The following is an 18,168-nucleotide window of genomic DNA, read 5'->3' as shown; positions in this document are numbered from 1 at the left end:
TCCCAGAATGACGAGTAGCTCAATCGGCATTTGAAATTGATCCTGCCCGAGGAAGCTCTGTCTGACGATTTGGCCAGGATGATTAATTAAACCAACAACAAATCATGCCGGCAACGGGATTCCTCCCAAGTCGTTGGGCTCTGGATGAAACAGTGCCGTGCTTCGGCGAATTTCAGCGAAAGCCGACTGCGGCTTCTCGTCCCACCTTTTGTTCGTCATCGGTGCAGTGTGGCTGACGTCACCGCCATCGCTTTCGCAAGCACATCCGCTCGCCAAATGGCAAAGATTTAATATTGCATATTAAATAGATATAATTAATATTAAATGTAGATTAAAGCAGTGATTTCTTGCGTTCGGGACGGCCGCACTGAGCGGTGAACCCCGACCTTCGTTTGGCGTTCGCAGGGGGATCGGCAGATGCAACGAACCTCGGGGCCGGCCATCGCGGTAGCCGTAGCTGTCATGATCGGAGGCGTTCAGTGGGCTCGTGCGGCGTTGTCGACCGTGCCAAGGTCCGCACCGGCTCTTGCGCACATCGAAATCGGACGCCCGACCCTTCCACCTCTCACCTACACGGTGTTTTGCCTGCGTTATGAGGCCGAATGTCGCCCGCGGCGCTCCTTCCGCGGCGGCCCGATCCGGCTGACTGAGCAGCGATGGGCGGACCTTCGGGAGATCAATCGCACGGTCAATCAGGCGATAGAGCCAGCCCGCAACGAGCTCGGTCTTGCCGGCGAGGCCTGGACCATCAACCCCGCCCGCGGCGATTGCAACGACTACGCGGTGAGCAAGCGTCACGAGTTGCTTCGGCGCGGCTGGCCGGCGCGCGTTCTCCTATTGAGTGAAGTCGTCGTGAGCTCCGGTGAGCATCATCTGGTGCTTCTCGTGCGTACCAGCAGTGGCGATCTCGTCCTCGACAATCTCACGTCACGGGTCAAGCCGTGGTCGCGGACGCCCTATCGCTGGGTTCGTGTGCAAAGCCCGGGTCGTGACAGGCTGTGGGCCGCCGTTGGACGAGAAGGGGTGTGAAGCACTCGCGCCGGGGTCCTGAGGCTACCCTCGGCCAGAACGGCTGGGCTTACTCCTGAGCGCATTTGAGCTGCTCGAGCGAAGCGAGCCTATCTTCAAGCGCAACGATCCGGCGGAGGAGATCGAGGCGGGAAAGCCCGAGGGTCGCTCGTGTCGATCCGATGACGGAAGCGGCAGCACATGGTCGCGCGGAGTTGGCCGGAAGGACGCTGAACATGCGGAGGACGCCGTCGCCCGTCAGCACATCCACCCAGCCTTCGGAAGGTGATCGTCCTACGATCCGGCCTGGTACGCGTCCGACATAGCGGGGAGCATCAAGCCGCGGCGAAGCGCTAGCGACGATGAGCCGCTGCCCGTCCAGGTGGGTGAAGGCACCAGGAAATGGCGGCGTTAAGCTGCGGATCAGTCGATCGATGGTATCGGTCGGCTGCCCCCAGTCTATCTCTCCATCGTCCGGAACACGGCCGCAGCCATAGGAGGCATGATCGGTATCTTGAGATGTGCCCTGGTAGCCGCTGATCGCTCGTACGACGACCCCGCCGAGCTCATGCTCCTGAATCGCGTTGAGGCGATCGTAGAGGGAGGTGACCGTGTCGTTGGCGCCGATCGAAATGGCCTGCTGAAACAGCAGATTGCCGCCATCCAGATCCGGGATGACAAGGTGAATGCTGATCCCGGCAGTCGGCTCGCCATTGATGATTGCCCAATTGACATTGGCGCGGCCGCGATAATGCGGCAGAAGCGAATAGTGCACGTTGATGAAGCGACACAACGCAAGAATCTGCGGCGGGATGATCCGATCGAACGAAGAGATCACAACAGCCGCCGGGCGCCGCTCTGCGATCACTTTCTGAAGCTGGTTCAATTCCTGCAGCTGCGCGACGGGGATGTCGCGGGCTTTCGCGAATGCCCTTAACTCGCTCGCCTCGGGTTGGTCCGGTTTTCGGAAGATCTGGACCACGCGGCATTGCGCAGCTAACGAGCGAAGCGCCGCGAAGCCTGTGGGGCCGTCTGCGAGGAGCACGACATCGGGCTGCAGCCGCTCCGTCATGTCACACCCTGCCATATGGTACGAGCTGGGCGAAACCATCCCGTGTGACGGCGCCGCCGCGGCGAACCCATTCGGCCGCGCGCAAGCCGCCAGTCTGCAGTCGTACGATCGGCTCGGGACCAATCTCCGACAGCAGAATGCCCATATGGCCCTGTCCGACTGATTGTGTGGGCCAGACCGCGAGGCCATTGGCGGTGAGCGCCGCTCGATCGACGTCGCCCCAGAATTGCGTCACAACGGCGCCGGCGGGCGCGCATGCGGCCAGATGCACGGCCTCTGCTTGGCCGACGCGCGGCGTGGCCGCCGGCTGCAAGGCGACAACGAAAGCGTCCCATGCGCCAGGATGGGCCGCCTCAACACTGTTGAACGTCTCGACGTTCGCCCCCAGGTTTGTCAGCCCGGTGTGCAGCGGGGCAAGGAAGTCATTGTCGCAGAGCAGACCGATTCTGCTGCCGAGGACCGCCAGACCGCAGTCGTGCAACTGCTTCACGGCGAGCGGGCCAAGGAATGAGAAGACATCGACGGCGGGGTGTCGCTCGTTGACGCCGACCACCGGGATCTTGCGCCGTGCGCACGCCTCGATATCCAAGTCCTCACGACGAAATTCCCAGGCCTCGAACATCAAGGCAATCACGGCATCGTCGCGCAGCTGGTCGATCAGCTCAGCCGTAAGAGGACGAAGGTGGCCACTGTTGGTTACGATGTCGACGTTGTGAAGCATCTCAGGTCTGATGTGCTCCACAATCTCGATGCGGTCAGCGACGCCCAGGGGGGCCGCGAGATCCAAAGTCTCCCGTCTGGCGTCGGACACGGTCCCATGGCGGCTAGGTCTTGTGAACGCGTAGACGTGCTTGGCTCCGGCCATCGCTGCGAGGACGGGGGTCACGGCATAAGCGCCAGTCGCGGCTTCGGTCAGCACAGTCATTCCGGACATGTTCAGTCCCGTTTCCGCGACGGCGAGCTTCATGAGTGTTCGTAGTCGAACAGGTGAGAAGCCCGGCCTGCGAGAAGCTTTCGTATCCGCATCGCCAGATCGCAATTGCGCGACTGTTGTTTCGGTCACGGTCATTAATCTGTCCCGCTGTTGCCCGTGGAAGAAGCCGGCTTCATGGTCGTGAAGCCTCCGGGGGGCGTTCGACGCCCTCCGCAAATCTGTGCGTAGGATCGGAAAGAAGATCGCGAACGCCCGTGATCGCCGATACGAATTCTCGGGACAGATCACTATCCACTGGACTCAGCGGATGCTGAGGGGCTGGCTCCAATCCCTCCGACATCTCGTGCTTCACCAGGCGATCGCTGTTCGTGGCAATCAGACGGGCCTCGAGGAGGGCTGTGCATTCGGCCGCGACCATGTCCAATAACTAACTCTTCGGGAAAAAAGACGTCATTAACGAAAATGTGCGGCCAAGATCTTGAGCTTGCGTAGTCCGTAAAGGCGTTGCTTCGGGCAAAGAGGTCGCTCAATAAGTGAGGCTGGAGATCGGCGCGCCATTCCGCGGCCTCCTGTTGCCGCCGCTTGTGTTGCTTTCATTCCAGGCTCAGGTCTGCTTGAATTAAATAATACTATTAAATTTAAAAAGATAAATGTCAAAATAAATAATCTGCGGAAGGGCGCGCTATATGACGTGCCGGCCGAGATGTCGCTAAGTGCGCTAGGACCGTTCGATGGTATGCCGATCGAAGGATAGACAATTTAAAGTGTTAAATTAACATATTTGATTGCGGATATAGTGGGCGCCAGTTATTTTGGGCTCGGCTGAACCGCTAGGATGATGTCAATGACCCACCTCGATACCGACAGTGAGGAGCGTCGTGAATTCTTGAAGAGCTGCGGGAAATTTGCCGCCGTTACGCCTCCGGCGATGGCTCTGCTGCTTTCGACCTCTCTGACCTCAACCGCTATCGCCGGTTCTGGCGGCAAGAATCTGCGGGGCAACAATGGCAAGGGCAACGGTGGCTACGACGGCAGCCCTAACGGGAAACAGGATCGTACTCGCTAAAGTGACGCCTGCGGCACACTCCTGACGCCGCCGCCCTAGCGACAGTCGGGGGGGTCAGCCGGTCCGGCGGCGCCTTTGTCCGGATGGGCGGTCGATTAGCAAATCATTCAGCTTCTTGCCGGCGCGAAGCTGCGCCTTCAGCCATCTGGGCTGCTTACCTCGGCCTGACCAGGTTTCGGATGGGTTCTTGGGGTTCCGGTACTTTGGCAGCACCGGAGGGTAGGGGCGGCGTGCGCGTTGCCCGTTATGGGCCTCCGGATTGCCCTCCAGCCGGCGAAGTCGCTGTTCGAGCTTAACTTTTTCGGCGGTCATCCTGCGACTCAGGACCGTAGTCACTTCGTCATACAGCCGCCATAGCTCCGCCGTCGTGACGGATGTCAAGTCGTCATTGTCCACGGAAGCCGTCCCCAACTACTTCCAGCCTCAAAACAGAAGGAGGAGGGAATATCAGGTCGAAGCCCGGTCCGGCAAGCACGATCCGCTGGCGGACAGGCCGCCAGAGCGCTGAAAAATGGCTTGGTGGCGCTACCGGTTCGGGGCGACGGTCCGACCGAGTGGGCGTCTTCCAAGGGCGATTCGCCGATTGGCTCGCCTTTGGCCAAACATACGCTGCTCGGCTTTCAATACGCGACTACGCAAATTTTGCAATTCGGTGAATTGGACGATCAGATTCTGACGAGTTTGACGCAGAACTGCCGAAGAATACATGTGACCACCTACTCATTACCGAACATCAATCGTGACCGCTGAGCGAAGTTTGCCGGGCTTGTGAAGACGCCGATCCAACTTCGCCGATTGGATAATCATCGGTCCTACAATGGAAACTGAAGCCTTTATCGTTCGAGAAGTGTCTCGCAGGCTACTTCTGTTGAACAGGCTACTTCTGTTGAAATCAGACGATTGAGAAATTCGCCCCTCATTTTGAGCCTCCTGGCCGATATGGCCAAAATCAAGGATCTCAGGCCATTTTTGTGCTTGATGAGCACCCCTCGTGCTTAATGAGCACTCCTCGTCTCCACGGACGAGGTACGTTTCGTGCCTCCTTCTGGTGGCGCGCCTCATTTTCGGCGAAACTTCGCTGAATGTTAGATTTGAATCGCGGATGTAACTATATATCGTTGGTAATAACTCTTGGTAGACGATGAGATGAATGTCGTTCATAATACATCGCTGCGAGAGTTCATCTGGTGCAACTATTTTAAATTGTTCGATGGATCTGAGTTTGCCGAAGAATTCATGGTTCGGCTTATCGAGCAGAGCCCGGATTCATACGGTACTGCATGCACTTGCCTAGTAAGTTAAGTTGGCGCGCCGATATGTATTGCGGCGGGTGCAGAGCTTTGACGTTGCGAACCGGGCTTTATGGTTGACGTGCGTCGCGTGTGTCAGTGGGGGTATTGCTGGAATAAACCGCCGCCGTGCGGGTTTTGATATCGGGCAGAGGAAACATGCGCCGCATCAGAATTGTCATCGCGGATCGACACCCGATCGTTTTGCAGGGGATCAGCAGCGTCCTTTCGACGCAGTCCGATCTTGCGATCGTGGCCTCCTGCGGAGATGCCGCAAGCTGCACCGAGGCAATACGGCTTCTTGCGCCTGACATTGCGCTTGTTGATACTGCAATTCCCGACATCAGTTCACCGGATCTTCTTGCAAACACTGCGGGCCAAGGTACCCGGGTAGTTTTCTTCGGAGATCCGGCCGGCGTTCGCGAGTTGCAAAGATCAGTCGGGGGCGGCTCCTGCGTCGTTCTCACCAAGGATGCCAAGCTGGAGACGTTGGTCGCGACCCTGCGGAAAGTTGCCCAGAGTCAACTGGCGTCGCGTCCGGCGAGCCCCGGGGAGGTTGGCGAGGAGGCTCAGGCGGGTGAAGTGAAGTCCCTGACGCAGCTTACCGGCCGCGAGCGACAGATCATGCGGCTTGTATCGGAGGGACTGTCGAACAAGGAAATCGGGCGTTGCCTGAATATTACGGACGGTACGATCAAAGTGCACCTTCATCACATCTTCCAGAAGTTGGATATCAGCAATCGGACTGTTCTCGCGGCGCTGGCGATTTCACGGAACGAACTGCATTTTGAGGCTCGAGGCGACAATCCCGGCCTGCTACGGCGAAATCCCGCCAGCGCGAAATGACGAGACCGTCAACCGCAGCAGCGATTTTCGGAAGGTGCGCAGCTACCTCGGTGTTTCAATCATTTTGAGCTGTCGGCATCGGCCATCGCGCTCAGATATTCAAGCATGTTGCGGCACGCCCCTTCGGCCTCGGCCAGCGTCTGGAACGGGGAGCCGCTGATCTTGATGGCTCCAGTATTCTCAAAAAGCGGTCGCCAACTCGCCAGGTAACCGGAACGTCCGTGAAAGCCAGGACCGGTGGGGCTCCCGAAGCTGATCACAAACGAGAAGCCATCGCTGCTTGCGCTCCAGATCTCGATGCCTTGGGCGGATCGGTGAAATTGCAGTGGCATGGCAATGATCCGATGCGGTCGCGGTTGAGTTCGGCGAAGTGCAAATTCAATTAAATAACATTAAATGCAGAACGCAAGGCGAATTTATCCCTTGTGCGCGGTGGTGCGGAAAATCCTGGGGTAATCCATGGAGCGTTGCCGACCGCCCCCGGCGGCGGCGTACTTCAGTACTCCCGCCATTCGGAAAGTGGTTGAATGCTTATTTAATTTATAATAATGTGAACCGAATATTAAATCGAGGAGGATGCATCGTGACCCGGGACGGCGATAGAGATGACGATCGGCGGGCATTTCTGAAAACCTGCGGAAGATTTGCAGCTGTTACGCCCCCCGTCATGACACTGCTCTTGTCCACTTCCTTGACCTCGAAGGCTATTGCCCGTTCGGGTGGCCTGAACAGTGCAGCGCAAAACGACCGGAGCCAGTCCTTCTTCGACAACGATCGGTCCTCTGCGGCAAGGTCCGGAGGCTCCGGTGGTGGATCTGGCGGCGGTGGAGGACCTGGCGGTGGCCGTGCCAGTACACCCCATACCGCAGGAACATCCAGCGGCGGCGGTGGCGGTGGATCCGTTGGTGGAGGGGGTGGCGGCGATGGGCCGTTTGCGACCGGCGGCGGCGGCTCTGGAAGCCCGACCGCATATGGTGGCGTCGATTGCGCAGATGAAGAGGACCGAAAGCGGAAGCCCGATTGCGACTTGGCTAGCACTCGGGTTTCGAGCGCAACCGTAATCAGGCAATAGCGGCGTTGGATCGTCGGGCTGACTTCATTGAGTGGCAGAAGAACAGGCGCCGCCTACGCATCATCGTAGTGCTGGAGCATCTGCGCGATTGATCTCCGTCGCTCTTCCTGCCCGATTGGAGAACAGGTTGCTCCTTCCTGCCGGTGGCACCCGTCATCCTGTTGAAGATCGCGCGTGCCTAGGCGAAAGATGGCCGCGCCAATTTCAAGCGGGCAGTCGAAGACTGGTGGCCAAGGTCGGATGCGAGGCTAACCGATTGATTTCACGTGGTCATCGATCTTCCGTGGCGCCTATGATGGATTGGAGCGAGAACTCCATCTTCTCAAATAGTTAGAAGCGCCGTGTGCACGACGAGTGCACCGGGAGATCACGAACAGTCTTGCGACGGCCACTATCAAGCAGACGTCTCGATGTATGGCGGGATCGGCACGATCCCGGCAATTTTGTTGCCCACTGATATCCTCCCTCAATGTCGAGCACAGGAAAGCGCTGATGCGCCGGACCTGGCGACCGGCGGCGAAAACGCTAGCACTCCCCCTGGCGCGCCCCCCACAGACATTGCTCAGCGGAAGACGCCCTGAGAACCCAGCCGCGGTCCATGGGGTGGGTCATCAGTGCCTGTCCCCGCGCTGACGATTGACAGGCAATTATTACATGTCTAAAAATATGCAAATTCATACAATTCGTGAGATGCCTGAATGGACCCGCATCCGCTCAAGCTCAAGGTCAGGTCGTATGTCGCGGAGACGCCGTTCATACGGAGCCTTGTGTTTGGCGTTGAGGACGGCGTCGTGCCGCAATGGCAGGCAGGCGCGCATCTCCGCGTCGCGCTCCCGAATGGCGGAGACCGGCCGTACTCGCTGATGGCTCTTCCGGGTCTGCCCGAGGACGCGCTGGCGCTCGGTGTGCTGCGCGAGGAGGCTTCGAGCGGCGGTTCGCAATTCATGCACGCGCTCAAGATCGGCGACGTCGTGAAGGCGAGTGCCCCGGTCAACAATTTTCAGCTGCACGAGGGGAGCGCGCCGGCGCTGCTGTTTGCCGGCGGCATCGGCATCACGCCGATCCTGTCGATGGCGGCGGAGCTCGCGGCGCGAGGGAGCCCTTATCGTTTGCACTATGCGGGCCGCACGCAAGGACTGCTGGCGTTCTTGCCGCAATTGCAGGAGATCTGCGCCAACGGCGTGTCCGTTCACTACGACAGCGACAAGTCCCGTCTGGACATTGCAGCAGCGCTTGGCGATGCCGCAACGAGCGCCCACGTCTATGTTTGCGGCCCTTCGGGCATGATAGACGCAGTGAAGGCCGGCGCGCTTGCCGCCGGTGTGTCAGCCGAGCGCATCCATTACGAGCTCTTCAAATCCGAGCAGCCATCCTCGCCCGACCGGCCGTTCGAGGTCGAGATCAAATCGACCGGGCAGGTCGTCGGCGTCGCGGCGGGGCAGACCATCATTCAGGCGCTGGAGGCGGCTGGCCTCGACGTGCTCTACGACTGCCAGCGCGGCGATTGCGGCATCTGCCAGTGCGGCGTGATCGAGGGGGTCCCTGATCATCGCGACGTCATCCTCAGTGACGAGGAGAGGGCGTCCAACAAGGTCATGCAGATTTGCGTGTCGCGCGCGAAGTCGGAACGTCTGGTGCTGGATCTGTAAGGGAGGTGAGAGCCGCGATGACGAAATACGGAGGGAATGCCGACGCGATTGCGGCGCTGGTGCGTGAGGCCGAGGTGCATCGCGACGTCTATGTCGACCCCGAGATCTTCGAGCTCGAGATGGAGCACCTGTTCCCGAACAGCTGGGTCTATGTCGGGCATGCGAGCCAGCTTGCAAAACCCGGCGATTTCATCACCGCTACTATCGGCCGGCAGCCGGTCATGGCCAGTCGCCACAGCGACGGCTCCGTCCATGTGTTCTACAACCGCTGCCCGCACAAGGGCGTGAAGATCGCCTCCGAGCCCTGCGGCAACACCGGAAAATTCTTCCGCTGCCCCTATCATGCCTGGTCCTTCAAGACCGACGGCTCGTTGCTCGCGATCCCCTTGAAGAAGGGGTACGAGGGCACCGGCTTCGGCGACACCCAGGCGAATGAGGGACTGTCGAAGGTCAGGAACGTCGTCATCTATCGCGATTTCATCTTCGCCCGCCTCAGCGATGACGGCGTCTCCTTCGAAGATTATTTCGGCGAGAGCCTCTCGACCATCGACAACATGGTCGACCGGTCGCCGGAGGGGAAGCTCACCGTCATGGCGACGCCGATCCGCTACATGCACACCTGCAATTGGAAGATGCTGGTCGAGAACCAGACCGACACCTGCCATCCGATGGTCGCGCATGAGAGCTCGGCCGGCACCGCAGTCAAGGTCTGGAAGCGCGAGCAGGGCGATTCCACGGAGACGCCGATGGCGGTCCAGCTCTACGGTCCGTTCATGAGCCCGTACGAGTTCTACGAGCAGAGCGGCATCCGGATCTGGCCGAATGGCCACGGCCACACCGGCGTCGCCAACTCCATCCATTCGAACTATTCGGATATCTCGGGCTATCTCGACCAGATGGTCGCGGCCTATGGCGAGCAGCGGGCCCACGAGATTCTGGGTGAGGTCCGGCACAACACGGTCTACTTCCCGAATATCATGGTGAAGGGCGCCGTTCAGATCCTGCGCAATTTCATCCCGATCGCGGTCGACAGGACTCTGGTCGAGAGTTGGGTCTATCGCCTGGTCGGCGCGCCCGACAAGCTCTACGAGCGGGCGCTGATGTACAACCGCTTCATCAACGCGCCGACGTCGATCGTCGGTCACGACGACCTCGAAATGTACGAGCGGGCGCAGGAAGGCCTGAAGTCCAACGGCAATCAGTGGGTCAATCTGCGGCGTCTCTACGACGGCCATGAAGAGCGGGACGTCACGGCGGTGATCAACGGTACGTCCGAGCGGCAGATGCGAAACCAGTTCCACGCCTGGGCAAAATTCATGACCATGGACATGGACAGGCGCGTCGAGGCGGCGGAATGATCAGTGAGAAGGACATCACGGACGTCATCTACCGGGAAGCCGAGCTTCTCGACACGATGGAGTGGCAGGCCTGGCTCGATTTGTTTCATCCCGAGGGGCGCTACTGGATGCCGCTCGAATGGCAGCAGCAGGATCCGGTGCTCCAGCCGTCCTTGATGTACGAGGACCTGCTGCTCCTGAAGGTGCGGGTCGAGCGGCTGGCCGGCGAGCGGACCTTCAGCCAGAAGCCGAAGAGCCGATGCCATCATCTGCTTCAGGCGCCACGGATCGTGGCGTGCGATGCTGAAGCTGGCGTGTTCAGGGCACGGACGTCCTACATCTATACCGAGACGCGCGGCGATATGCTCGAGCGTTATTCGGGATGGGCCTCGCACGAATTCGTAGAGGTCGGCGATGCCCTGAAGATCAAGCTCAAGCGGGTCGATCTCGTCAATTTCGACGCACCGTTCGGCAACATCCAGCTCTTCATGTGAGACGAATTTGACCGCAGCGACCACAGTCTACGCCCGCTTTCGCGAGACCGCCCTTCGCCGCGGCGAGGCGGCCTTCCTCAACGTTCTGCTGGAGACCGCTGACATCTATGGCATCACCGCAGGCGAAACGTCTTATCGCGCCATGCTCGACCAGATCGAGCGCTGGCGAGCGGCGTTTGCGAGCCAGGGCTATGGCGAAGGCCACCGTGTCGGGCTGCTGCTCCAGAACAGGCCTGTCTTCATCGAGCTATGGTTCGCGTTGAACGCGCTTGGTGTCTCTGTGGTCCCGATCAACCCGGATTTGCGTCTCAGCGAGCTCGAATACATCATCGCGCATTCCGAGATGAATGCAGCGTTCGTCCTCGCCGAGCGACGCGACGAGGTGGAGACGGCGGCGCGCCAGGCCGGCCGCCCGATCCCGGTGGTGACCGACAAGGGTGACGTCCCCGCGCCGTTCGGTGGCGCGCGACCGGCGAGCGCGAGCGACGGCTCCACCGAATGCGCGCTGCTTTATACGTCTGGAACGACCGGCCAACCCAAGGGCTGCGTGCTCACCAACACCTATTTCCTGCATTCCGGAAACTGGTATCGCGATGTCGGCGGGCTGATCGATCTCAAGCCTGACGGTGAGCGCATGATCACGCCGTTGCCGCTGTTCCACATGAACGCGATGGCGGTGTCGCTGATGGCGATGCTGTCGGTCGGCGGCTGCCTGACCATGCTCGATCGCTTCCATCCGCGCAGCTGGTGGGCTTCGGTGCGCGACAGCCGCACCACCTGCCTGCATTATCTCGGCGTGATGCCCTCGATGCTGATGAGCGCGCCGCCATCGGCCCAGGACCGCGCGCACAGTGTGCGCTTCGGGTTCGGAGCCGGCGTCGACAAGCTGCTGCACGCGTCGTTCGAGGAGCGATTCGGCTTTCCACTGCTGGAGGCCTGGGCGATGACGGAGACCGGCAGCGGCGGCGTCATCGCCGCCAATGTCGAGCCGCGGAAGATCGGCACCAGCTGTTTTGGACGTCCGGCCCCCGAAGTCGAGATTCGTATCGTCGACGACAGCGGCAATGATGCCCGAAGCGACACGCCCGGCGAGCTCCTGGTGCGGCGGGCCGGCGCGGACCCGCGCTACGGCTTCTTCCGCGAGTACCTGAAGAACGAGGCTGCCACCGCCGAGGCGTGGGCCGATGGCTGGCTGCATACCGGCGATATCGTGTCGCGCGACGCGGACGGCGACCTTCATTTCGTCGATCGCAAGAAGAACGTGATCCGCCGCTCCGGCGAGAACATCGCCGCGGTCGAGGTCGAGTCTGTCCTCAACCGCCATCCCGCGATCCGGCAGGCCGCGGTCGCGGCGACGCCGGATCAGATGCGCGGCGACGAGGTCGCGGCGGTCATCATCGCCGAGCAGGCCGGAGTGGATCGAGCGCTCGCTGAAGACATCGTGCGCTGGAGCCTGGAGCAGATGGCCTATTACAAGGCGCCGGGCTGGATTTGCTTCGTCGACAGCCTGCCGCTGACCGCAACCGAGAAGATCCAGCGCGGTGGCTTGAAGGATTTTGTAACCAAGCTGATGAGCGATGGCGCGTTCTTCGATCTGCGCGACCTCAAGAAGCGGCAGGTCTGATCATGAGCGAGATCCGCACCACACTCATCACCGGCGGCAATTCGGGGATCGGCGAGGCGCTGGCGAAGAAGCTCGTCGAGCGCGGGCAGCGTGTGGTCTCGGTCGGGCTGGAGAAGCCCGGCTGGACGCATGACCTGCTCACCGCCTATCGCGCGGATCTGACCTCCATCGAGGAGACGCGCGCGATCGCGCAGGAGATCTGCCGGGATCACGCCGTCGATGGCCTCGTGCACAATGCCGGCGTCATCCTGCCCAACCTGCTGCCCGATGCGAAGCCGGAAGACATTGTGATGCTGGCGCAGCTGCATCTGGGCGCGCCGATGCTCTTGACCCAGGCCGCGCTGGAGAGGATGCGTTCGCACCGTTTCGGGCGCATCGTGTTCGTCAGCTCGCGCGCCGCGATGGGCGCGGCGACGCGCTCGGCCTATTCGGCGACCAAGGCCGGCGTGCACGGCATGGCGCGGACCTGGGCGCTGGAGCTTGCCGCGAGCGGCATCACCGTGAATGTCGTGGCGCCGGGGCCGATCCTGACCGATAATTTCTGGGGCGTTATCCCGAAGGGCTCCGAGCAGCAGGAGCGGATGGCGCGCAACGTGCCGGTCGGGCGGCTCGGCTCGCGCGAGGATGTCGCGCACGCCATCTCGTTCTTCCTCGACGCGCACTCGGATTTCGTCACCGGCCAGGTGCTCTATGTCTGCGGCGGCACCAGCCTCGTCGGACTTGGCCCGTAAAGCATGATCCGGACCCGGAGGGCCGCGTTAGCGCAAAGTGTGAAGCGGTTTTCCGAAAAGATCATGCGCCAAACAAACAGAGTCAGATCTGATTCTGGCGGATGTTCTCGACCATCCTGGCCAGCACGCGCGCGCAGACCTCGATGTCGTCGGGCTCGATGCCTTCGATCAGCTTGTCGTAGTTGTTCGCCATGATCGGCCAGATCTTGCGCAGCAGTGCTTCGCCGTCCGGCGTCAGTCCCACGACGCGGCGGCGCTGGTCTTCCTCGGCGATCTCGCGCTTGACGAGGCCCGATGACACCATGGACTCGACCATGCGGCTCGCGGTCGACTGCTCGGTCACCGCGAGAACGGCGACCTCGTTGACGGTGAGGGTCTTGTAGATGAACAGCACCGACAGCGTCCGGAACACGACATTGTTGACGCCGTGTTCGCTGAGGTCGCGATTCTGATCGAGATTCCAGCGATTGGCGAGCCGGTTGAACAAATACGGGATGTAGGTTTGCAGCTGGTCCCTTGTCCTTGGCGGACCCGACTTCCATCTGCTCTTGGATTCTCTGGCCATTATCTCTTGCGACTTTGCTTCTTGGTCTCGGTATGAAGTTTTGAGGAAAGGGATTTCAGCACGGACAGCGCGACATCCAGCTCCCTGGATGAAACGTTCTCGAGCCGTTTGCCGAGATGCTTCTTGTGGACGTCGGCTGCCTTCCTGAACAGCGCTTCGCCCTTCGGCGTCAGGCGTACGATGAAGGACCGTCGGTCCTCGCTCGACATTTCCTTGCTGATGAGGTCGTCGGCGAGAAGACGCTGCACCAGGCCGGAGACATTGCCGCCGGTGACTTTCAGATTTTGCGACAGTTGCCCGAGCGCAAGACCATCCGGGTAACGATCGAGCTGGGCCAGCACGTCGAATTTTGCGAGCGACAGGCCGAACTCCGAATTGAGCATCGAATTCAGCGAGGCGAACAGCTCGCCATGCAGCGACAGCAATTGGAGCCAGAGCCGGGTTTCGATCTGCCCAGGGACGGGAACAATGTTCTCTTTGAGTGCTGCCGGCATCGCATGACCATCGAGTACAGAATGTCTCGTCGAGTTGAGGAGATTATCGCGGGTTTGTCGCTCCGATTAACAATCTGAGAAACGTAGTCAAGTCGCCTGATCCTGACGTCCTGCGGGGCGAACGGCAATCCAATCCTGCGTCCCGCTCCGATGGAATCATGCAAAAGTCTTGATGGTCTGGATCACGCCGTCGAGCGCCGTGCCGGCGCTGTCCTTCAGAGCAGCCTCGCGCAGGCGGCGCGCCCAGTCGGCGGCATCCTCGCGTCGCTCGACCAGCTTGATGGCCGCGAGCGTCCTGTCGAATTTCGACAGCCCACGGCTGTGGGTATCCGAATAGCCCTTCACGAGGCGGCGGCATTGCAGGATCTCAACACCGAGCTGGTAATTGGTGCCGACCGCGTCGGTCGCGGCCTTGAGCCATCTGTCCCTGTGAGCCGTCTCGATGACGTGACGCAGCGAGCGGCGGCGCAGGCCGCGCATCCCGCCCACGACATAGAGCGCCAGGAACCAGGGCAATGAATAGGTCCGCACACGCCGTCCCTTGTTGACGCGGCGATCGAGCCAGCCGAGCAGGCGCGGCCGCGCGCCGAGCCAGCGGCCGAAACCCGCGGGCAGCATGCCCATCACTTCCTCTATGCGCGGATGCATGAACTCGGTGGTCTGGAGCACCTGTCCATCCGACATCTCGAGCTCGCTCTCGATGCGCGCGCGGCGACCGGCGCGGGTCTTGAGGTCGGCGACGCGGATGACGTCGTCATAGGTCATGGCGTTGGCAAGGTACTTTGCCGCAGCTTCCGTGAAGGCATAGGCGCGCGAGCCACCACCGGCGCTTTGATCGGCCGCGTGCAGCGCTTTGAGGATGTCGAGATATTCGCCGCCATAGGCGATATCCTGGAAGTCGACGGCCTTCCTCAAGCCGGCGCGCGCCATGGTCAGCGCAGGCTCGGGCAGCTCCCGATTCAATCTGGCGACGAGCGCACCGAGATGCGGATCGGGCGTGGCGGAGGAGGGGATCTTGTCGCCCGGTTTGGCTTGCACGGGCGCTGCGATTTCGGCAGGGCCGGTCTTGACCCGCTCAAAGGCGGCCTCAAACGTCTCGACGCTGGCCTTCGCGCCTTTGCCACCGGCGCGGATCACGTCGAGATAGCTGTCGCGACTGAACGGCAGCACGCTGGCCGCTGCGAGCGCGCCGAACATCGCCGCCGAGATGACGCTGCCATGCGCGATCGCCAGCGCATTCAGGTCGAAGATGATCTCGGTCTTCGCGGCTATCCCGATCGCGCCGGTGACGGCGCCGCCGTCGGCGATGCCGTTGCCCGGCGCGATCTTCTCGCCGATCGCGAACGACCGGTGGTTGGACGCAATCAGCGTGGTGCGATCCGGGGTCACGAGGCCGCGCAGGATGGATCGGCCGGCCTCCATGAACTCCGCCGCCATCACGACGTCGACGTCGCCAGGGGTCGGCATCAGCGACAGGATCGGCTTGCGGCCGTCCAGCGGCGGCATCGCCTCGATGTAGTAGATCGTGGCGCCGGTGCGCTGGGCGACGCCGGGCACCGAGGTCGACTGCGCGACCCAGCCGTGGTTCTCGGCGAGCTGGACGATCCAGTCGGTCAAGACGCCGCCACCCTGGCCGCCCATCGCGACGATCGCGATCGAGATCGGCCGCTCGGTTGCTTCGCCAGCGGCGGGCAGGGCCAGCCGGACTGTCTCGTCCCTCATGCCAGTGCCTCGAGTGCCGGCCGCCGGCGGTCGCGCCGACGCTGGAGCCAGCCGATCACGGTCATGGCGACCTTCGACTTGAACTTGTCCCAGCCGGTCGGATTATGGATGACATCGGCCCGATAGAACGAAGGGCAGAGCACGGCGGCCTCGGAGACCTCGCCGCAATTGCCGCATCCGACGCAGGAATTGTCGATTGCTGCGACCGGGTCGTCGCGCAGGGGATCGTCGAGCTGTTTCACCGACAGCGACGGGCAGCCGGAGAGCCGGATGCAGGCGTGGTCCCCGGTGCACACGTCCTCGTCGACGCCAAAGCGCTCCTTGACGATACGCTCGCCGTCCTTGATCGCCTTGTTGATTTGCGGCTTCACGCGGCGCTGCTTGTTCAGCATGCATTCGGAAGAGGCGACGATGACCTTCGGACCTTCGTCCTTGGTCGTCAGCGCGTCCTTCAGCGTGTCGCGCATCTTGCCGACGTCATAGGTGCGGTCGATCTGGCGGACCCATTGGCCGCCGATGCCCTTCACGGCCTGCACGATCGAATTGTTGGTCTTGCGCCGCTTGTTGATCGCGCGCGAGGACAGGATGTCCTGACCGCCGGTGGCCGAAGTGTAGTAATTATCGACGATGACGAAGACGCCGTCATGCTTGTTGAAGACGGCATTGCCGATGCCACTGGTCAATCCGTTGTGCCAGAAGCCGCCGTCGCCCATCACGGCGATCGAGCGCTTGTCGGCCTTGACGTTGAAGGCCGAAGTCGAGGCCGGGCCAAGGCCGAAGCCCATGGTGGTCGCGCCGATGTTGAACGGCGGCAGGATCGAGAACAGATGACAGCCGATGTCGGCCGAGATGTGGTGCTGGCCGAGTTCTTCTTCGACCAGCTTCATGGCGGCGAAGATCGGCCGTTCCGGACAGCCGGTGCAAAGCCCGGGCGGGCGCGCCGGCACCACCTGCTTGAGCTTCTCGACCGCGGGGTGATTGAGCACGGGCGCTGCATCCGGCGCGGGCGGCCGGTTGCCGAGCAGCCGCGGCTCGGTCTTCTCCAGAAATTCCCTGACGCCGCCGAGCAGGACCTGCGCGGTGTAGTCGCCGCCCATCGGCAGCACGTCCTTGCCATGGACGCGCGCCTGGATGTCCTTGCGCCGCAGCACCGTGTTGATCGCCTGCTCCAGATATTCCGGCTGGCCTTCCTCGACGACGAGCACGGCGTCCTTGTCGAGACAGAACTCCGCGACCTCCGCGTCTATTACGGGGTAGGTGACGTTCATGATGTAGAGCGGGATCTGCGTATTGCCGTAGGCGTCCGACAGCCCGAGATATTGCAGCGCGCGGATGACATTGTTGTACATGCCGCCCTGCATGATGATGCCGACCTTGCTCTGCTTCGGCCCCATCCATTCATTCAGCTTGTTGTCCCGGATGAAGCCGATCGCCGCGGGCATCCGCGTCTTGATCTTCTCCTGCTCGTGCTCATAGGCCGCCGGCGGCAGCACGATGCGATTGACGTCGCGCTTGGGATTGTTGAGCGCGTCCTTGATGGTGTGCGCGGGCCTGACATTGTCCTTGCAGGCGAAGCTGCCGTGCATGTGACAGGCGCGAACGCGCACCTCCAGCATCACCGGCGTATTCGAGAACTCGGAGAGCTCAAAGCCCTTCTCGATCAGGTTGACGATGCATTCATGCTCGGGGCGGGGATCGAGCAGCCACATCTGCGACTTCATCGCGAAGGCGTGGGTGCGCTCCTGCATGATGGAGGAGCCTTCGCCATAGTCCTCGCCGACGATGATCATGGTGCCGCCGGTGACGCCGCCCGAGGCGAGATTGGCGAGCGCATCCGAGGCGACGTTGGTGCCGACGGTCGACTTCCACGCCACCGCGCCGCGCAGGGGATACATCACCGAGGCCGACAGCATCGCCGCCGCCGCTGCTTCGTTGGCGGAGCTCTGGAACACGACGCCGAGATCGTCGAGCACGTCCTTGGCGTCGGCGAGCACGTCCATCAGGTGCGAGATCGGCGAGCCCTGGTAGCCGCCGACATAGGCGACGCCCGATTGCAGCAGCGCCTTGGTAATGGCGAGGATGCCTTCGCCGCGGAACGTATCGCCGTCGCCGAGCCGGAGATCCTCGACTTCACGAGCAAAAGACCGTTCAGCCATTGCAGCCTCCAGAAATATGCTATAGCATACGTTTATATGTGAAGTAAGTCAACGCCGAGCCATGCTATCACGCCTGCGGATCTTCTCTCCGGCAAGGCGGTCATGAGCC

Annotated in this window: 16 protein-coding genes and 1 pseudogene; 9 read left to right on the top strand and 8 right to left on the bottom strand. The window is 61.5% G+C overall.

The genetic code is table 11. The annotated features are described in order from the left end of the window. Positions 1 to 417 precede the first annotated feature (417 nt). Complete coding sequence (locus tag NLM27_RS17980) at positions 418 to 1,029, top strand: transglutaminase-like cysteine peptidase (protein WP_254144573.1); 612 nt, start codon at positions 418 to 420, stop codon at positions 1,027 to 1,029. Positions 1,030 to 1,078: 49 nt separating this feature from the next. Here NLM27_RS17980 and NLM27_RS17975 read toward each other — a convergent pair whose 3' ends face one another. Continuing rightward, positions 1,079 to 2,080 (bottom strand): methionyl-tRNA formyltransferase, encoded by a 1,002-nt coding sequence (locus tag NLM27_RS17975; protein WP_254144572.1) that lies wholly within the window; start codon positions 2,078 to 2,080, stop codon positions 1,079 to 1,081. 1 nt (position 2,081) lies between these two features. Next, positions 2,082 to 3,047: a hypothetical protein gene (locus NLM27_RS17970; RefSeq protein WP_254144571.1), complete on the bottom strand. Its 966-nt coding sequence runs from the start codon at positions 3,045 to 3,047 to the stop codon at positions 2,082 to 2,084. A gap of 811 nt (positions 3,048 to 3,858) precedes the next feature. On the opposite strand from NLM27_RS17970, the gene NLM27_RS17965 reads away from it, so the two are divergent. After that, positions 3,859 to 4,080: a hypothetical protein gene (locus tag NLM27_RS17965; protein WP_254144570.1), complete on the top strand. Its 222-nt coding sequence runs from the start codon at positions 3,859 to 3,861 to the stop codon at positions 4,078 to 4,080. A 54-nt stretch (positions 4,081 to 4,134) separates the two neighbouring features. Here NLM27_RS17965 and NLM27_RS17960 read toward each other — a convergent pair whose 3' ends face one another. After that, a complete protein-coding gene (locus tag NLM27_RS17960) occupies positions 4,135 to 4,476 on the bottom strand; it encodes an H-NS family nucleoid-associated regulatory protein (protein ID WP_254144569.1) in 342 nt (113 codons plus the stop codon). A 1,052-nt stretch (positions 4,477 to 5,528) separates the two neighbouring features. On the opposite strand from NLM27_RS17960, the gene NLM27_RS17955 reads away from it, so the two are divergent. Then, on the top strand, positions 5,529 to 6,215 hold the full coding sequence (locus tag NLM27_RS17955) for a response regulator transcription factor (protein ID WP_254144568.1): 687 nt from the start codon (positions 5,529 to 5,531) through the stop codon (positions 6,213 to 6,215). Positions 6,216 to 6,274: 59 nt separating this feature from the next. Here the strand turns inward: NLM27_RS17955 and NLM27_RS17950 are convergent, their stop codons facing one another. After that, a complete protein-coding gene (locus NLM27_RS17950; protein WP_254144567.1) occupies positions 6,275 to 6,547 on the bottom strand; it encodes a hypothetical protein in 273 nt (90 codons plus the stop codon). Positions 6,548 to 6,795: 248 nt separating this feature from the next. Between NLM27_RS17950 and NLM27_RS17945 the strand changes: the two are divergent. The 6 genes and pseudogenes from NLM27_RS17945 to NLM27_RS17920 all read left to right on the top strand — a co-directional run. Next, positions 6,796 to 7,140, top strand: a pseudogene (locus tag NLM27_RS17945) (hypothetical protein); the annotation flags it as partial. Positions 7,141 to 7,985: 845 nt separating this feature from the next. Further along, positions 7,986 to 8,936, top strand: a complete 951-nt coding sequence (locus NLM27_RS17940) for a PDR/VanB family oxidoreductase (protein ID WP_254144566.1) — start codon at positions 7,986 to 7,988, stop codon at positions 8,934 to 8,936. A gap of 17 nt (positions 8,937 to 8,953) precedes the next feature. After that, entirely contained in the window at positions 8,954 to 10,294 is a 1,341-nt protein-coding gene (locus NLM27_RS17935) for a Rieske 2Fe-2S domain-containing protein (RefSeq protein ID WP_254144565.1), read from the top strand. Further along, positions 10,291 to 10,767 (top strand): aromatic-ring-hydroxylating dioxygenase subunit beta, encoded by a 477-nt coding sequence (locus NLM27_RS17930; RefSeq protein WP_254144564.1) that lies wholly within the window; start codon positions 10,291 to 10,293, stop codon positions 10,765 to 10,767. The genes NLM27_RS17935 and NLM27_RS17930 overlap by 4 nt, the downstream gene beginning before the upstream one ends. Positions 10,768 to 10,774: 7 nt before the next feature. Continuing rightward, complete coding sequence (locus NLM27_RS17925) at positions 10,775 to 12,391, top strand: ATP-dependent acyl-CoA ligase (RefSeq protein ID WP_254144563.1); 1,617 nt, start codon at positions 10,775 to 10,777, stop codon at positions 12,389 to 12,391. Positions 12,392 to 12,393: 2 nt separating this feature from the next. Then, positions 12,394 to 13,122 (top strand): SDR family NAD(P)-dependent oxidoreductase, encoded by a 729-nt coding sequence (locus NLM27_RS17920; protein WP_254144562.1) that lies wholly within the window; start codon positions 12,394 to 12,396, stop codon positions 13,120 to 13,122. 82 nt (positions 13,123 to 13,204) lie between these two features. Here NLM27_RS17920 and NLM27_RS17915 read toward each other — a convergent pair whose 3' ends face one another. From NLM27_RS17915 to NLM27_RS17900, 4 genes are all read right to left on the bottom strand, one after another. Beyond that, the gene (locus NLM27_RS17915; protein WP_148773390.1) at positions 13,205 to 13,687 is read right to left on the bottom strand and encodes a MarR family winged helix-turn-helix transcriptional regulator; all 483 of its coding nucleotides are present in this window, start codon (positions 13,685 to 13,687) and stop codon (positions 13,205 to 13,207) included. Beyond that, positions 13,687 to 14,181: a MarR family winged helix-turn-helix transcriptional regulator gene (locus NLM27_RS17910; RefSeq protein ID WP_254144561.1), complete on the bottom strand. Its 495-nt coding sequence runs from the start codon at positions 14,179 to 14,181 to the stop codon at positions 13,687 to 13,689. Before NLM27_RS17910 ends, NLM27_RS17915 begins: the two co-directional genes overlap by 1 nt. Before the next feature lie 156 nt (positions 14,182 to 14,337). Beyond that, the gene (locus NLM27_RS17905; protein ID WP_254144560.1) at positions 14,338 to 15,903 is read right to left on the bottom strand and encodes an indolepyruvate oxidoreductase subunit beta family protein; all 1,566 of its coding nucleotides are present in this window, start codon (positions 15,901 to 15,903) and stop codon (positions 14,338 to 14,340) included. After that, positions 15,900 to 18,059 carry an indolepyruvate ferredoxin oxidoreductase subunit alpha gene (locus NLM27_RS17900; RefSeq protein WP_254144559.1) on the bottom strand — a complete coding sequence of 720 codons (2,160 nt, stop codon included), beginning with the start codon at positions 18,057 to 18,059 and terminating at the stop codon, positions 15,900 to 15,902. Before NLM27_RS17900 ends, NLM27_RS17905 begins: the two co-directional genes overlap by 4 nt. Positions 18,060 to 18,168: the final 109 nt, after the last annotated feature.

This window comes from Bradyrhizobium sp. CCGB12 (assembly GCF_024199845.1).
Lineage (GTDB): Bacteria > Pseudomonadota > Alphaproteobacteria > Rhizobiales > Xanthobacteraceae > Bradyrhizobium.
This window is presented reverse-complemented; position numbering and strand designations above follow the sequence as displayed.

Bases quoted from the DNA above. Each gene is read 5' to 3' on its own strand.
- NLM27_RS17980 (WP_254144573.1), top strand. From the start codon at position 418: ATGCAACGAACCTCGGGGCCGGCCATCGCGGTAGCCGTAGCTGTCATG.
- NLM27_RS17940 (WP_254144566.1), top strand. From the start codon at position 7,986: ATGGACCCGCATCCGCTCAAGCTCAAGGTCAGGTCGTATGTCGCGGAG.
- NLM27_RS17965 (WP_254144570.1), top strand. From the start codon at position 3,859: ATGACCCACCTCGATACCGACAGTGAGGAGCGTCGTGAATTCTTGAAG.
- NLM27_RS17915 (WP_148773390.1), bottom strand. From the start codon at position 13,687: ATGGCCAGAGAATCCAAGAGCAGATGGAAGTCGGGTCCGCCAAGGACA.
- NLM27_RS17970 (WP_254144571.1), bottom strand. From the start codon at position 3,047: ATGAAGCTCGCCGTCGCGGAAACGGGACTGAACATGTCCGGAATGACT.
- NLM27_RS17955 (WP_254144568.1), top strand. From the start codon at position 5,529: ATGCGCCGCATCAGAATTGTCATCGCGGATCGACACCCGATCGTTTTG.
- NLM27_RS17920 (WP_254144562.1), top strand. From the start codon at position 12,394: ATGAGCGAGATCCGCACCACACTCATCACCGGCGGCAATTCGGGGATC.
- NLM27_RS17900 (WP_254144559.1), bottom strand. From the start codon at position 18,059: ATGGCTGAACGGTCTTTTGCTCGTGAAGTCGAGGATCTCCGGCTCGGC.
- NLM27_RS17975 (WP_254144572.1), bottom strand. From the start codon at position 2,080: ATGACGGAGCGGCTGCAGCCCGATGTCGTGCTCCTCGCAGACGGCCCC.
- NLM27_RS17950 (WP_254144567.1), bottom strand. From the start codon at position 6,547: ATGCCACTGCAATTTCACCGATCCGCCCAAGGCATCGAGATCTGGAGC.
- NLM27_RS17935 (WP_254144565.1), top strand. From the start codon at position 8,954: ATGACGAAATACGGAGGGAATGCCGACGCGATTGCGGCGCTGGTGCGT.
- NLM27_RS17910 (WP_254144561.1), bottom strand. From the start codon at position 14,181: ATGCCGGCAGCACTCAAAGAGAACATTGTTCCCGTCCCTGGGCAGATC.
- NLM27_RS17930 (WP_254144564.1), top strand. From the start codon at position 10,291: ATGATCAGTGAGAAGGACATCACGGACGTCATCTACCGGGAAGCCGAG.
- NLM27_RS17905 (WP_254144560.1), bottom strand. From the start codon at position 15,903: ATGAGGGACGAGACAGTCCGGCTGGCCCTGCCCGCCGCTGGCGAAGCA.